General features: G+C 61.4%; 14 protein-coding genes. 8 read left to right on the forward strand and 6 right to left on the reverse strand.

What is annotated here, in order from left to right; genetic code table 11:
• The first annotated feature begins 41 nt into the window (after positions 1–41).
• Together M3P21_RS05690 and xth are read left to right on the forward strand one after the other, a co-directional pair.
• On the forward strand, positions 42–365 hold the full coding sequence (locus M3P21_RS05690; RefSeq protein WP_249707598.1) for a HesB/IscA family protein: 324 nt from the start codon (positions 42–44) through the stop codon (positions 363–365).
• A gap of 141 nt (positions 366–506) precedes the next feature.
• The gene (gene xth, locus M3P21_RS05695) at positions 507–1,286 is read left to right on the forward strand and encodes an exodeoxyribonuclease III (protein ID WP_249707599.1); all 780 of its coding nucleotides are present in this window, start codon (positions 507–509) and stop codon (positions 1,284–1,286) included.
• Positions 1,287–1,292: 6 nt separating this feature from the next.
• Here xth and M3P21_RS05700 read toward each other — a convergent pair whose 3' ends face one another.
• Together M3P21_RS05700 and dksA are read right to left on the reverse strand one after the other, a co-directional pair.
• Positions 1,293–2,474, reverse strand: a complete 1,182-nt coding sequence (locus M3P21_RS05700; RefSeq protein WP_249707600.1) for an FAD-dependent monooxygenase — start codon at positions 2,472–2,474, stop codon at positions 1,293–1,295.
• 71 nt (positions 2,475–2,545) lie between these two features.
• Positions 2,546–2,968 (reverse strand): RNA polymerase-binding protein DksA, encoded by a 423-nt coding sequence (gene dksA / locus M3P21_RS05705; RefSeq protein ID WP_249707601.1) that lies wholly within the window; start codon positions 2,966–2,968, stop codon positions 2,546–2,548.
• 433 nt (positions 2,969–3,401) lie between these two features.
• Here dksA and M3P21_RS05710 point away from each other — a divergent pair, with 433 nt between their 5' ends.
• The 5 genes from M3P21_RS05710 (at position 3,402) to M3P21_RS05730 (ending at position 7,604) form a co-directional block, all read left to right on the forward strand.
• Positions 3,402–4,247: an AAA family ATPase gene (locus M3P21_RS05710; RefSeq protein WP_249707602.1), complete on the forward strand. Its 846-nt coding sequence runs from the start codon at positions 3,402–3,404 to the stop codon at positions 4,245–4,247.
• A gap of 185 nt (positions 4,248–4,432) precedes the next feature.
• Positions 4,433–4,867, forward strand: a complete 435-nt coding sequence (locus tag M3P21_RS05715) for a GNAT family N-acetyltransferase (protein WP_373319954.1) — start codon at positions 4,433–4,435, stop codon at positions 4,865–4,867.
• Positions 4,868–4,869: 2 nt separating this feature from the next.
• Positions 4,870–6,237, forward strand: a complete 1,368-nt coding sequence (locus tag M3P21_RS05720) for a DUF2927 domain-containing protein (RefSeq protein WP_249707604.1) — start codon at positions 4,870–4,872, stop codon at positions 6,235–6,237.
• Positions 6,238–6,243: 6 nt separating this feature from the next.
• Positions 6,244–6,411, forward strand: coding sequence for an apolipoprotein acyltransferase (locus M3P21_RS05725; RefSeq protein ID WP_249707605.1), 168 nt, complete (start codon positions 6,244–6,246; stop codon positions 6,409–6,411).
• Positions 6,412–6,419: 8 nt separating this feature from the next.
• Positions 6,420–7,604, forward strand: a complete 1,185-nt coding sequence (locus tag M3P21_RS05730) for a vWA domain-containing protein (protein ID WP_249707607.1) — start codon at positions 6,420–6,422, stop codon at positions 7,602–7,604.
• Positions 7,605–7,636: 32 nt separating this feature from the next.
• Here the strand turns inward: M3P21_RS05730 and M3P21_RS05735 are convergent, their stop codons facing one another.
• The gene (locus M3P21_RS05735; RefSeq protein ID WP_249707609.1) at positions 7,637–8,203 is read right to left on the reverse strand and encodes a hypothetical protein; all 567 of its coding nucleotides are present in this window, start codon (positions 8,201–8,203) and stop codon (positions 7,637–7,639) included.
• A gap of 297 nt (positions 8,204–8,500) precedes the next feature.
• Between M3P21_RS05735 and M3P21_RS05740 the strand changes: the two genes are divergently transcribed.
• A complete protein-coding gene (locus M3P21_RS05740) occupies positions 8,501–9,190 on the forward strand; it encodes a M48 family metallopeptidase (protein WP_249707611.1) in 690 nt (229 codons plus the stop codon).
• A gap of 6 nt (positions 9,191–9,196) precedes the next feature.
• On the opposite strand, the gene M3P21_RS05745 is transcribed toward M3P21_RS05740, so the two are convergent.
• Genes M3P21_RS05745 through M3P21_RS05755 form a run of 3 tightly spaced genes read right to left on the reverse strand, consistent with a single transcriptional unit; the run spans position 9,197 to position 11,747 of the window.
• Positions 9,197–9,745, reverse strand: a complete 549-nt coding sequence (locus tag M3P21_RS05745) for an RSP_2648 family PIN domain-containing protein (RefSeq protein WP_249707613.1) — start codon at positions 9,743–9,745, stop codon at positions 9,197–9,199.
• Positions 9,742–10,953, reverse strand: a complete 1,212-nt coding sequence (locus tag M3P21_RS05750) for an RSP_2647 family RNA methyltransferase (RefSeq protein WP_249707615.1) — start codon at positions 10,951–10,953, stop codon at positions 9,742–9,744. The genes M3P21_RS05745 and M3P21_RS05750 overlap by 4 nt, the downstream gene beginning before the upstream one ends.
• Before the next feature lie 38 nt (positions 10,954–10,991).
• Positions 10,992–11,747, reverse strand: coding sequence for a DUF6778 family protein (locus tag M3P21_RS05755; RefSeq protein ID WP_249707617.1), 756 nt, complete (start codon positions 11,745–11,747; stop codon positions 10,992–10,994).
• Positions 11,748–11,822 lie beyond the last annotated feature (75 nt).

Genomic DNA, 11,822 nt, shown 5'->3' on the forward strand with positions numbered 1-11,822 from the left:
ATTGGTGATCGCCCAAGAAGAAAACCGCCGGAGTTGGCCTGATGAACCTGCCGCCCAAAGTCACTGACCGCGCCTTTGCGCGCCTCGCCGAGATCGGTGCCGCCGATCAGGGCCAAGCGCTGCGCGTCGCGGTCGAAGGCGGAGGATGCTCGGGATTTCAATACGACATCGCCCTGGACGCGCCAGCGGATGACGATCTGGTGCTGGAAGGGCGCGGCGAGAAAGTTGTGGTGGATTCCGTTTCACTGCCGTTTCTGGAAAACGCGGTGATCGACTTCTCCGAAGAACTGATCGGTGCGCGCTTCGTGATCGAAAACCCCAATGCAACCGCCTCCTGCGGATGCGGCACCAGTTTTTCGATGTAGAAGATTCGGGGGCGCTGCCCCCGTCGCGGCATGCCGCGACTCCCCCGAGGTATTTTTGAACAGAAGAAGGACGGGGGTTGTTCGCCTTGCGACGCTCTCGGTTCTGGGCGATAGATCGGGAAATGATCCGGAGTGCCGCCCATGAAAATCGCCACGTTCAATATCAACGGCATCAAGGCGCGGGCCGAGGCTCTGCCCCGATGGCTGGATGACGCTCAACCCGATGTCGTATTGTTGCAGGAGATCAAGTCGATCGACGAAAACTTCCCGCGCGAGTTATTCGAAGAGCGGGGCTACAACGTCGAAACCCATGGGCAGAAAAGCTTCAACGGCGTGGCGATCCTGTCGAAACTGCCGCTTGAGGATGTCAGCCGGGGCCTGCCCGGCGATGACAGTGACGAACAGGCGCGCTGGATCGAGGCCACGGTGGTGGGCAAACAGGCGCTGCGCATCTGCGGGCTATACCTGCCCAATGGCAACCCGGTGCCGGGGCCGAAATACGACTACAAGCTGGCCTGGATGGAGCGGTTTCATGCCAGGGCGCAGGCCTTGCTGGCCGAGGAAATTCCGGCGCTGATGGCGGGTGATTACAACATCATCCCGCAGGCCGAGGATGCCAGGAGACCGGACGCCTGGCGCGAGGATGCGCTGTTTCGTCCCGAAAGCAGGGCTGCGTATCGGCGCATCCTGAATCTGGGCTTTACCGAGGCGTTCCGTGCGCGCACGCGCGGGCCGGAGCACTATTCCTTCTGGGATTATCAGGCCGGTGCCTGGAACCGCAATGACGGCATTCGCATCGACCATTTCCTGCTCAGCCCGCAGGCGGCGGACCTGATGAGTGATTGCCAGATCGATGCGGCGATCCGGGGCCATGAAAAGCCCTCGGATCACGTTCCGGTCTGGGTGACGCTCGACAATTGAGGCCGCTCAGGCGGCAGGCTCTTGCGTCACGTCGTGGCGGTAGAGCCAGTCGAACTGCCCCACCATGCGCGCCGGCGCGACCCGGCCTGACAGGCGCAGCGCCAGATGCGCCGCCCCGCGCAATGGCGGAAAGCGCAGGTGGTATTTCCACGCATTGCCACTGGCCGCTGCGATCACCCGGGTTGCCCGCGCATGCCGCCGCGCCTGATAACGCGCCAGCCCGCTTTCGATACTGTCCGCGCGCGCCAGTTCAGCGCCCAGAACCCAGGCGTCTTCGAGCGCCATATTGGCCCCCTGCGCCAGAAATGGCAGGGTCGGATGTGCCGCGTCGCCAAGGAGGGCCGCGTTGGGACCATGCCAGTGCTGCGCAACCTTGTGCCGGAACAGCCCCCAGAGATTGACCTCGGAGACCTGATCGAGCAGCGCGCTGGGGATGCCCCGGAAATCCGCGAAGGCGCGCCGGAGGTTCTCGGGCCGGTCCTGATGGTGCCAGCCTTCGGCGGTCCAGTTCTTGCGCTCCTGCACCGCGACGATATTGACGAGACAGCCATCGCGCAGGGGATAGCAGACCAGATGTCTCCCCGGCCCCATGTAAAGCTGCGCCTCGGGCGGCAGATCAATGCTGTTGGGAACCGTGGCGCGCCAGGCCACCTGGCCGGTAAAGAACGGCTGATCGGACCGGTTGAGTTGGCTGCGAAGACGCGAGTGCAACCCGTCTGCCCCAACCACAAGATCTGCGCGAACGCGGGACCCGTTGCTCATATGCAGGGTCGCGGGTCTGTTCAGGTCAGCCGAATCGACCTGTTGCAGCAAGCGGATGGGCACACCGCTGGCCCGCACCGCATCGGCCAGCAGCGAAACCAGATCCGCGCGGTGCAAGAAACAATAGTTCAGATCTGGCGCGTATGTGCCGAGGTCCAGCCGCAAGACCTCACCCGGTCTGCGATAATCCCGCAGCGACACCGCGTGCGCCCGGACCGCCGCCGCGCTCAGGGCGTCAGCCAGACCGAGCGCGTTCAGCACCGCCACACCATTGGGCGAGATTTGCAGGCCCGCGCCCACTTCGGATATTGCGGCAGCCTGTTCCAGCACCGTCACATCCGCACCGCGCTGCCGCAGCGCCAGCGCGGCGGCAAGCCCGCCAATCCCGGCGCCCACAACGACGATTTTCTTATCGCAAATACTCATGTCGACCGTTTAACGCAAAAACGCCGGGGCGACAGGCCCCGGCGCTTGGATAGTGGTCGTGTCAGGCGCGGTTAGTCGTCGCGGTGGACCTTTTCGCGCCGCTCGTGACGTTCCTGCGACTCAAGGCTCATCGTGGCGATCGGGCGCGCGTCCAGACGGCGCAGCGAGATCGGATCGCCGGTGACTTCGCAATATCCGTATTCCCCCTCGTCGATGCGGCGCAGCGCCGAATCGATCTTGGCGACCAGCTTGCGCTGCCTGTCACGGGTGCGCAGCTCCAGCGCACGGTCGGTTTCTTCGCTTGCCCTGTCTGCGACATCGGGGATGTTGCGGGTATTGTCCTGCAGTCCCTCAATAGTGTCGCGGCTGCCCGCCAGCAGTTCATTTTTCCAGTTGTTCAGCTTGCGGCGGAAGTACTCGAGCTGGCGCTCATTCATAAATGGTTCATCCTCCGCCGGACGGTAATCCTCCGGCAGAAACACTTCCTGTTTCATCTTGGCTCCCTCGGTGTGGCCAACTATGTCCGTCATGTATTTCTATCCAAGACCATTGGCGCCCCTTCTGACGCAGCGTTTATCCGACACGCAGAAGATTGTCACTAGTCAAAGCTGTTTCAACGCCCCCAATTCTTGGGACGTGTTGTATTCGAAATGATACATTTCAAAGCGTTGTTTTTCTGTGAAATTAGTCACAATCCGGGACAAAAAAACACTGGACGGCGACCAATCCCCGAGGCGCGGACAGGCGAAAGGTTGGTGAGCGGTTCGCGACGGTTCGACACCCCCGCCGACGGGTGCCTCGAACCGTGTCACGCAGCGTAGCAAATCCGCGCCGCTGCTTGCAAATCGCCCTTTGCCTCGCTAGGGCCAAGGGGCGTTTTTCTGCGCATGCCAGTTCAACATCTTTCCCGGTCTGGAGGCCACAGCGATGACCACACGTTTCGAAGGGACAGCCGAATATGTCGCGACCGACGATCTGACCATCGCGGTGAATGCCGCCGTGACGCTGGAACGCCCGCTGCTGGTCAAGGGCGAGCCGGGCACCGGCAAGACCGAACTGGCCCGGCAGGTGGCCGGTGCGCTGGGGCTCGACATGATCGAATGGAATGTCAAATCCACCACCCGTGCGCAGCAGGGACTGTATGAATATGACGCGGTCAGCCGGTTGCGCGACAGCCAACTGGGCGACGAGCGCGTGCATGACGTGGGCAACTACATCAAGAAGGGCAAGCTCTGGCAGGCGTTTGAAACGGAACAGAAAACCGTTCTGTTGATCGACGAGATCGACAAGGCCGACATCGAGTTTCCCAACGACCTGCTCCAGGAACTCGACAAGATGGAGTTCCATGTCTACGAGACCGGCGCGACCATCAAGGCGCGTCAGCGTCCGATCGTCATCATCACATCGAACAATGAAAAGGAATTGCCCGACGCTTTCCTGCGCCGCTGCTTCTTCCACTACATCCGCTTCCCGGACGAGACCACGATGCGCAAGATCGTCGAGGTCCATCACCCCGGCATCAAAGAGGCGCTGCTGACCACCGCGCTGACCCAGTTCTACGAAATCCGTGACACCGCCGGGCTGAAGAAGAAACCGTCGACCTCCGAGGTGCTGGACTGGCTCAAGCTGCTGCTCGCCGAAGACCTGACGCCCGAGGACCTCAAGCGCGACAGTGCCAATGCCCTGCCAAAGCTGCATGGCGCACTGCTGAAGAACGAGCAGGATGTGCATCTGTTCGAGCGGCTGGCCTTCATGGCGCGCGGGCAGCGATAATTCCTGCGCCCGCGTCCTTTTTGGGAAACGAATGCCCGGATTTTAAGCGATTGTTTCCCTAGTTTTCGGCAAACTCCCGTCAGGCGCGAATCTCCCTTCGCGCCGATTGACCTTGCGTCAGATTGAGGGTCAACTGGTTCAATCGTTAACTTCTGAGTGGGGGCAGAAGTAAGATGGCGTCAACAATGGCGATCCGTGCCTTGCGGCCCGGCGACAAGCCGGAATGGGCTGACCTGTGGACAGCCTATCTGGAGTTTTACGAGTCCTCGGTTGCGCCCGAGGTCTATGAGGTCACGTTCGACCGTCTGCTGGGGGATGACCCCGCAGATTTCTCGTGCCTGGTGGCCGAGCAGGACGGGCGGCTGGTCGGGCTGACCCATTACCTGTTTCATCGCCATGCTTGGAAGATCGAAGAGGTCTGTTACCTACAGGATCTTTATGCGCGCCCCGAGACCCGCGGAACCGGCATCGGCCGCGCCCTGATCGAGGCGGTTTATGCCGCGGCTGACGCGCGCGGATGCCCGTCGGTCTACTGGCTGACACAAGACTTTAACGAAACTGCAAGAAGGTTGTATGATCGGATTGGCGACGTGACGCCATTTATCAAGTACCAAAGGTAATTATGTTCAATCGTTTTATGTTTCCCGTTGTTATGGTTCTGGCCGGATGCGCCGCATCCTCGGTCCGGGACATGCCGACCCGGGCGCAGCTGTCGCAAAGCCCGCTGCCGCCGATGAAATCCTTCGCCGCGACCAGCGCCCGTGCGCCGGTCCGCTCCAACGCCAATATCGCGGCCGATTTTCTGGCGCTGCATTTCGAGCTGGAAAGCGGGCGCGAATTGCCCGCCTTCACCCGCTTCGAACAGCCGATCACCCTGCGCGTGACCGGCGCGCCACCTCCAAATCTACAGAACGACCTGTCGCAGTTGCTGGGACGGTTGCGAAGCGAGGCCGGGATCAACATCCGTCAGGTCACTGACAGTAACGCGAACATCACCATCGAGGCGGTCAGCCGCGACGAGATTCGCCGCGCCCTGCCCCAAGCCGCCTGTTTCGTGGTGCCCAATGTCTCCAGCCTGGCCGATTTCCGCCACAAGCGCCGCAAGCCGGAAACCAACTGGGCGCTGCTGAGCGAGCGCCGCGAACTGGGCATTTTCATCCCCAATGATGTCAGCCCGCAAGAAGTGCGCGACTGCCTGCATGAGGAACTGGCGCAAGCCATCGGTCCGCTCAATGACCTCTATCGGTTGCCCGACTCGGTCTTCAACGACGACAATGTGCATACGGTGCTGACCGGGTTCGACATGCTGATCCTGCGTACCGGCTATGACCCGGCGTTGCGCAATGGCATGACCCGGGACGAGGTTGCCAAGGCCCTGCCCGGCATCCTGGCGCGGCAGAACCCGCGCGGTGTGCGCGTGGCCGCGCGCCCGGTCTCGAAGACCCCGCGTAGCTGGATCAACGCGACCCAGACCGCCCTTGGTCCGGGCGCAACCCAGACCCAACGCCGCAAAGCCGCGAAAGAGGCGACTCGCATCGCGCAGCAACAGGGCTGGACCGATCATCGCCGCGCCTTCAGCCATTACATTCTTGGGCGTATGGTGCAATCCGGCGACCCCGAGACCGCCCAGCAACATTACCGCAGCGCGCTCTATTATCTGTCGCAAACGCCGGGGACCGATTTGCAGGCCGCCTATGTGGTGACCCAGACGGCGGCCTATGCGCTGGCCAACGGCCAACCCGATGAGGCCCGCCAGCAGATCCGCCCACAATTGCAGGTGGCCCGACGGGCCGAGAACGCCGCCCTGCTCTCGACCCTGATGCTGCTCGACGCCGAGGCGCTGGACCTGCAGGGCCAGCGCGACAAGGCCGCCGATGTCAGGCTGGACAGTCTGGGTTGGGCGCGATACGGGTTCGGCTCGGATTGGGCGGTGCGCGCCAGAATGCAGGAGGTTGCAGCGCTGAACCCAAGGCAGCAACTGGGCGGGTAAACCGGCATGATCGTAATCGTATTGGCTCTGATCGGAGCCTTTCTGGGCGGCAGGACCGCCGCAAAACGCAATGGATCGAAAGCTGACGTAGCGCAATATGCCGTCGGCTACGGAATCGCCTTTGCCATCCTTGGGCTGATCCTTACCATAGCGCTCGACCGTTTCCTGATCTGAGCCTGTCGATGTTTCTGCCCTTCTTCGAAAACCTGCGCGCCGCCCGCATTCCCGTCTCCCTGCGAGAGTATCTGACCTTTCTTGAAGGCATGAAGGTGGGTCTCGCCACCTATGATGTCGAGGCGTTCTATTACCTCGCCCGGGTTTCGATGGTGAAGGACGAGCGCAATATCGACAAGTTCGACCGCGCATTCGCCGCCAGTTTCGAAGGGCTGGAACAGATCTCCATGTCGCAGGTCATGGAAGCGGTGGACGTCCCCGGCGACTGGCTTGAGAAAATGGCCGAAAAGCACCTGAGCGCCGAGGAAAAGGCCGAGATCGAGGCGCTTGGCGGTTTTGACAAGCTGATGGAGACGCTGAAAGAGCGGCTCAAGGAACAGGAAGGCCGCCATCAGGGTGGCAACAAGTGGATCGGCACCGCCGGGACGTCTCCGTTCGGGGCATATGGCTACAATCCCGAAGGGGTGCGCATCGGCCAGAAGGAAAGCCGCCACCAGCGCGCGGTCAAGGTCTGGGACAAACGCGAGTTCAAGAACCTCGACGATACGGTCGAACTGGGCACCCGCAACATCAAGGTGGCGCTCAAACGCCTGCGCCGATGGGCCCGCGAAGGTGCCGCCGACGAGCTGGATCTGGACGGCACCATCCGCGCCACCGCCGAGAATGGCTATCTGGACGTCAAGACCCGCCCCGAGCGCCACAACGCGGTCAAGGTGGTTCTGTTTCTCGATGTGGGCGGCTCGATGGACCCGCATGTGAAAGTGGTCGAGGAACTGTTCTCGGCGGCCCGCACCGAGTTCAAGCATCTGGAGTATTACTACTTCCACAACTGCCTCTATGAGGGCGTGTGGCGCGATAACTCCCGCCGCTGGACCGACCAGATCCCCACCCACGAAGTGCTGCGCACCTATGGGCCGGACTACAAATGCATCTTTGTCGGCGACGCCAGCATGTCGCCTTACGAGATCGCCTATCCCGGCGGTGCCAATGAGCATTGGAACCAGGAGGCCGGTCAGGTCTGGCTGCAGCGCGCGCGGGACCAGTGGCCGTCTAACCTCTGGATCAACCCGGTGCCCGAGAAATACTGGGACTACACCCATTCGATCAACATGGTTCAGGAAATCTTCGAGAACCGCATGGTGCCGATGACGCTGGCCGGGCTGGAACAGGGGATGCGGGAGTTGACGCGGTAGGGTTTGTCTGGTTTGAGCGAATAGAGTTTTGCCTATTTGTTTGGGTCTGTGCACAGCATCGAAAGATTGTCCCATGCAAATACAACGACGTATTCGACCAAACACCGAACATCTTTGCAGGCCGCAATACGATTGTTGATTATAAAAACCTCGGAGAAAGTTCCTGAAAATCGATCCTTACGACCTTCATTCCCCGGTGCCACTATAAATGAGGTCACCTTGTTGCTTTTAACTTTTTCAATTACACCTTCGAAAACGTGATGAATTCCAGAAATTTCCTGTGCGTCATCGATGACAATTACGACAGCCTTCGGATAAGTACCTTCGGGGCCAAAAATATCATCGATCTTTGACCGCCTTTCGGTCTCGAAACTGCAGAGACCATTCAAAACTTGGCTCAAATTCTCGACAACGAAATCCGAAAGGAAGTTTGAATAGAGTTGAATTGGGCCAAAGCAACCTTCGTCGGTACAATTCACTTCTCCGCCGCGATGCTGAACTGGGCTTTTCCCATCTCGGGTCACTTCGGCGTGTGATACATTTTGCAGCGATATGAACAGCGCCACACACACAAATAGATTTGACCAAAATTTTCTCATGACCGCCTTCGACTGAGCGATAAGTTTCGCCCGCTAGTTCAGACCAACACCGTGTGTGAAACTGCCTAATTTTGTGTTTGCTAGCCAGATTCTTCAAGTCTTGAAGTGGTGCAAGAATGGTAGGCCGATGTGATTGCGTTTGATACGGCAAACCCACCACAGACACTATCTTTGTGAACGCCAGAAACTGCTTAGATCTGGGATATTCACGTGACACAGTAACCGCAGTGTTCGGATAGCTTGATTCTTGTCTAACTTTGCCTTGTCTATAGCCTGGCACGCCCACATATCTACCCCATGCTCAAGTTCACCCCGATCCTTCTGGCGATAGCCTATGCGCTGGTGATGTACCGCGTCTCTGTCTGGCGCACACATCGAGAGTTGGATCAGAAATCCACCGAACTGGCCGATCCCGCGCTCAAGCGGATCACAGACCGGCTGGCGGCGGCGCTGGAGTTGCAGCGTATCCCGGTCTTCATCTACGAGATCGATCCGGTGAACGGGCTGGCCGCCCCGGATGGGCGCATCTTCATCACCCGCGGCTTTTATCGCAAATTCCGCAATGGCGAGGTCAGCGCCGAAGAGATGGCCAGCGTCATCGCCCATGAGTTGGGTCATGTGGCCCTGGGCCATGCCAAGCGGCGGATGATCGATTTCTCGGGCCAGAATGCGCTGCGCACCGCGCTGATCATGGTGCTGAACCGCTTCATTCCCTTCGTGGGCGCGATGATCGCCAATATGCTGACCAGCCTGCTGGCCTCGCACCTGTCGCGCTCGGACGAATATGAGGCCGACGAATATGCCGCCGCGCTGCTGACCAAGGCCGGGATCGGCGTCGCCCCGCAAAAATCGCTGTTCACCAAGCTCGAAGACCTCACCCAGGCGCGCGCAGGCGTGGCCCCGGCCTGGCTGATGAGCCATCCCAAAACGCAAGACCGCATCGCCGCGCTGGAAAGGCTTGAGGCGCGCTGGAAAACCGACGCCTGATCCACGTCAGGTGATGTCGGCCAGAGCCTTCGCCAGCCGTGGCAGCCGCGCCTTTTTCAGCAGCGGTCGCATTTGCCAGTCCCCGTCCGACAAGGCCCGCGCCTTGTCCAGAACCGCGCGGCCCACGGCCTCGATTCCCTGCGGGTCCGCCAGCCAGAACTGATAGAGCAGCCCGTCGGGGTCGATGCGGGTCAGCCCCTCTTCGGCCAGAATGTTGCGGGGAAAATCCTTGGCGTTGAGCGTGATGATCGTGTCCGCCGACCCCGAGATCGCCGCAGCCAGCACATGGATATCCGCCGGGTCGGGCAGCCAGAGCCGCGTCTCGACCCCCGGCGCAGATGCCAGCTGCGCCTTGGGCCATGCGGCGTTCATCAGAGCGGCTTCGGCACGGGCCTGCGCCTCGCCCTCCGGCCCTAAACGGATGGCAGCGCGCGCCCATTCCTCGAGAATGCGATCCGACCATTGCGGTTGGAAATGCCCCTGCTCTGCCGCGCCCAGCAGCATCTCGCGCATGATCGTGGGAAAGATCACGCAAGTATCGAGAACCGCTCTCACAGCCGGAAAAACAGCGCCTTGAGATAGCCGCTTTCGGCCAATTGCGGCATCAGCGGGTGGTCCGGCCCGGCAAAGCCGGTATGGATCAGCTGCGCCCGCCGCCCGGCCCGTCCGATGCCGCGCGCCGAGGCGGAGCGGAAGCGCGACAGGTCCGCCGCATGCGAACAGGAACACAGACCCAGATAGCCGCCGGGTTTGACCAGAGGTGCGGCCAGCCGTGCGATGCGCTCATAAGCGCGCAGCCCGGCCTCTAGCGATTGCTTGTTCGGGGCAAAGGCGGGTGGGTCACAGATCACCACATCAAAGCTGCGGCCTTCTTCCCCAAGCGCTGTCAGCACCTCAAAAGCATCACCCTGACGGGTCGTGAACCGATCGGCAAAGCCCGAGGCCTCGCCCCCCTGCCCGGCCAGCGCCAGTGCCGGGGCGGAGCCATCCACCGCCAGCGCCTCGCCCGCGCCGCCCGCCAGCATGGCCAGGGCAAAGCCGCCGACATGCGAAAACACGTCCAGCACCTGCGCGCCGGGCTGGACCAGCCGGGCGGCAAAAGCGTGATTGGGGCGCTGATCGTAGAACAGGCCGGTTTTCTGCCCGCCTGTCAGATCCGCCAGATAGGTCGCACCGTTCATCGGCACGTGGACGGGTGCATCCGGCTCACCGCCGCGCAGTACCGCACTGGCATCATCCAGCCCCTCAAGCGCGCGGGTGCGGCCCGAGCCATTCTTGAGCACCGTGCTAACCCCGGTCACCGAGACCAGCGCGTCGGTCAGCAGTTCAAGATGCGTCTCGGCCCAGGCGGCGTTGGGCTGGATCACGCAAACTTCACCGAACCGGTCGATGATCACGCCGGGAAACCCGTCCGCCTCGGCATGCACCAGCCGGTAGAACGGCGCGTCAAACAGGCGCTCGCGCAGGGCCAGCGCACGGGCGATGCGCCTTTCGAACCAGTTCTGATCCAGCTCCGCCTCGGGCGAGGTGTCCAGCACGCGGCAGATGATCTTGGATTCAGGGTTCACCGAAACAAGACCCAGCGGCGTGCGCCCCTCATCCTCGAGCACCGCCAGGGTGCCGGGCGCAAGTTTCTTGGTGCGGCGGTCGGTCACCAGTTCATTGGCATAGACCCAGGGAAAGCCATGCCGGATGGCACGGGCATTGGCCTTGGGTTTCAGGCGGGCACGGGGCCGGTCGGAGGGCAAAAAGGGCGCGGTCATGGCGCCCTCTTACGTGGATCGCCGAGCGAGCGAAAGCCTCAGAGGTTGTTCAGCAGTTGGAAGACGCCAAGTTTGGCGTTCTGATAGCCCTCGGGGCTGGTCAGTTCCTGCCGGATCACCTTTGTCAGATGCTCGGATATCCGCACTTTCTGCGTCTGGCCAAGCGCCTCGGCATTGATCGCCTGCTGGCCGCCATACGCCTCAAGATCGGCGCGGATGCGGCGCTTGGGCACCACCATCGCACCGGTTTCGGGATCCCTGAGCGTCAGATCGAATGTGATCGCATGCACACCGCCGGTGGTATAGCGGGCTTTTTCGGTAATCGCATGAAAGCGCACCAGCTCGACCTCGACATCGACCTTTCCGGGGCCGTCCAACGGGGTCACGCCGCGCATCAGCGCGTCTTGCATGATTTTCTGCACCTGCGCATGCCGGTCCCCGATCGGGTCTTCGCGCCAGACGATATCGCCAAAGGGCATGTATCGGTTGCGTTCCGACACTTTCAGCGAACGCGGCACCCGCACCTGTACCGCATGAACCGAAACCGGAGAGGCAATCGGCAACCTCGTCTGTTCCTGCTCGTCGGCGACAGGATGTTCAATCACTTGGCGCGACTCGACCGCCTCAGGGGTGGAGATAACCACGGCCTCAACCGCGGTCGGCTCTGGCAGCGCCAAGGTTTCGATCAAAGGCAACTCGTCAATGCCGGTGTGCCGGCTGGGGATGTCGGGCGTGCTGCAGGCGGCCATGCCCGCGCCAAGACCGATCAACACCACTGCTCGCATGGAATTCATTGTCCCTGCTCCTTATGCGTATTGGGGCCTCTGCACGAAACCCGGGTCACGAGGGGAGTCTTGTCGGCAAATTGG

Origin of the sequence: Ruegeria spongiae, assembly GCF_023502395.1 — a bacterium.
Lineage (GTDB): Bacteria > Pseudomonadota > Alphaproteobacteria > Rhodobacterales > Rhodobacteraceae > Ruegeria_C > Ruegeria_C spongiae.

Excerpts from the sequence above, each read along its gene's own strand:
- M3P21_RS05690 (WP_249707598.1), top strand. The coding sequence starts at position 42 with ATGAACCTGCCGCCCAAAGTCACTGACCGCGCCTTTGCGCGCCTCGCC.
- xth (WP_249707599.1), top strand. The coding sequence starts at position 507 with ATGAAAATCGCCACGTTCAATATCAACGGCATCAAGGCGCGGGCCGAG.
- M3P21_RS05700 (WP_249707600.1), bottom strand. The coding sequence starts at position 2,474 with ATGAGTATTTGCGATAAGAAAATCGTCGTTGTGGGCGCCGGGATTGGC.
- dksA (WP_249707601.1), bottom strand. The coding sequence starts at position 2,968 with ATGAAACAGGAAGTGTTTCTGCCGGAGGATTACCGTCCGGCGGAGGAT.
- M3P21_RS05710 (WP_249707602.1), top strand. The coding sequence starts at position 3,402 with ATGACCACACGTTTCGAAGGGACAGCCGAATATGTCGCGACCGACGAT.
- M3P21_RS05715 (WP_373319954.1), top strand. The coding sequence starts at position 4,433 with ATGGCGATCCGTGCCTTGCGGCCCGGCGACAAGCCGGAATGGGCTGAC.
- M3P21_RS05720 (WP_249707604.1), top strand. The coding sequence starts at position 4,870 with ATGTTCAATCGTTTTATGTTTCCCGTTGTTATGGTTCTGGCCGGATGC.
- M3P21_RS05725 (WP_249707605.1), top strand. The coding sequence starts at position 6,244 with ATGATCGTAATCGTATTGGCTCTGATCGGAGCCTTTCTGGGCGGCAGG.
- M3P21_RS05730 (WP_249707607.1), top strand. The coding sequence starts at position 6,420 with ATGTTTCTGCCCTTCTTCGAAAACCTGCGCGCCGCCCGCATTCCCGTC.
- M3P21_RS05735 (WP_249707609.1), bottom strand. The coding sequence starts at position 8,203 with ATGAGAAAATTTTGGTCAAATCTATTTGTGTGTGTGGCGCTGTTCATA.
- M3P21_RS05740 (WP_249707611.1), top strand. The coding sequence starts at position 8,501 with ATGCTCAAGTTCACCCCGATCCTTCTGGCGATAGCCTATGCGCTGGTG.
- M3P21_RS05750 (WP_249707615.1), bottom strand. The coding sequence starts at position 10,953 with ATGACCGCGCCCTTTTTGCCCTCCGACCGGCCCCGTGCCCGCCTGAAA.
- M3P21_RS05755 (WP_249707617.1), bottom strand. The coding sequence starts at position 11,747 with ATGAATTCCATGCGAGCAGTGGTGTTGATCGGTCTTGGCGCGGGCATG.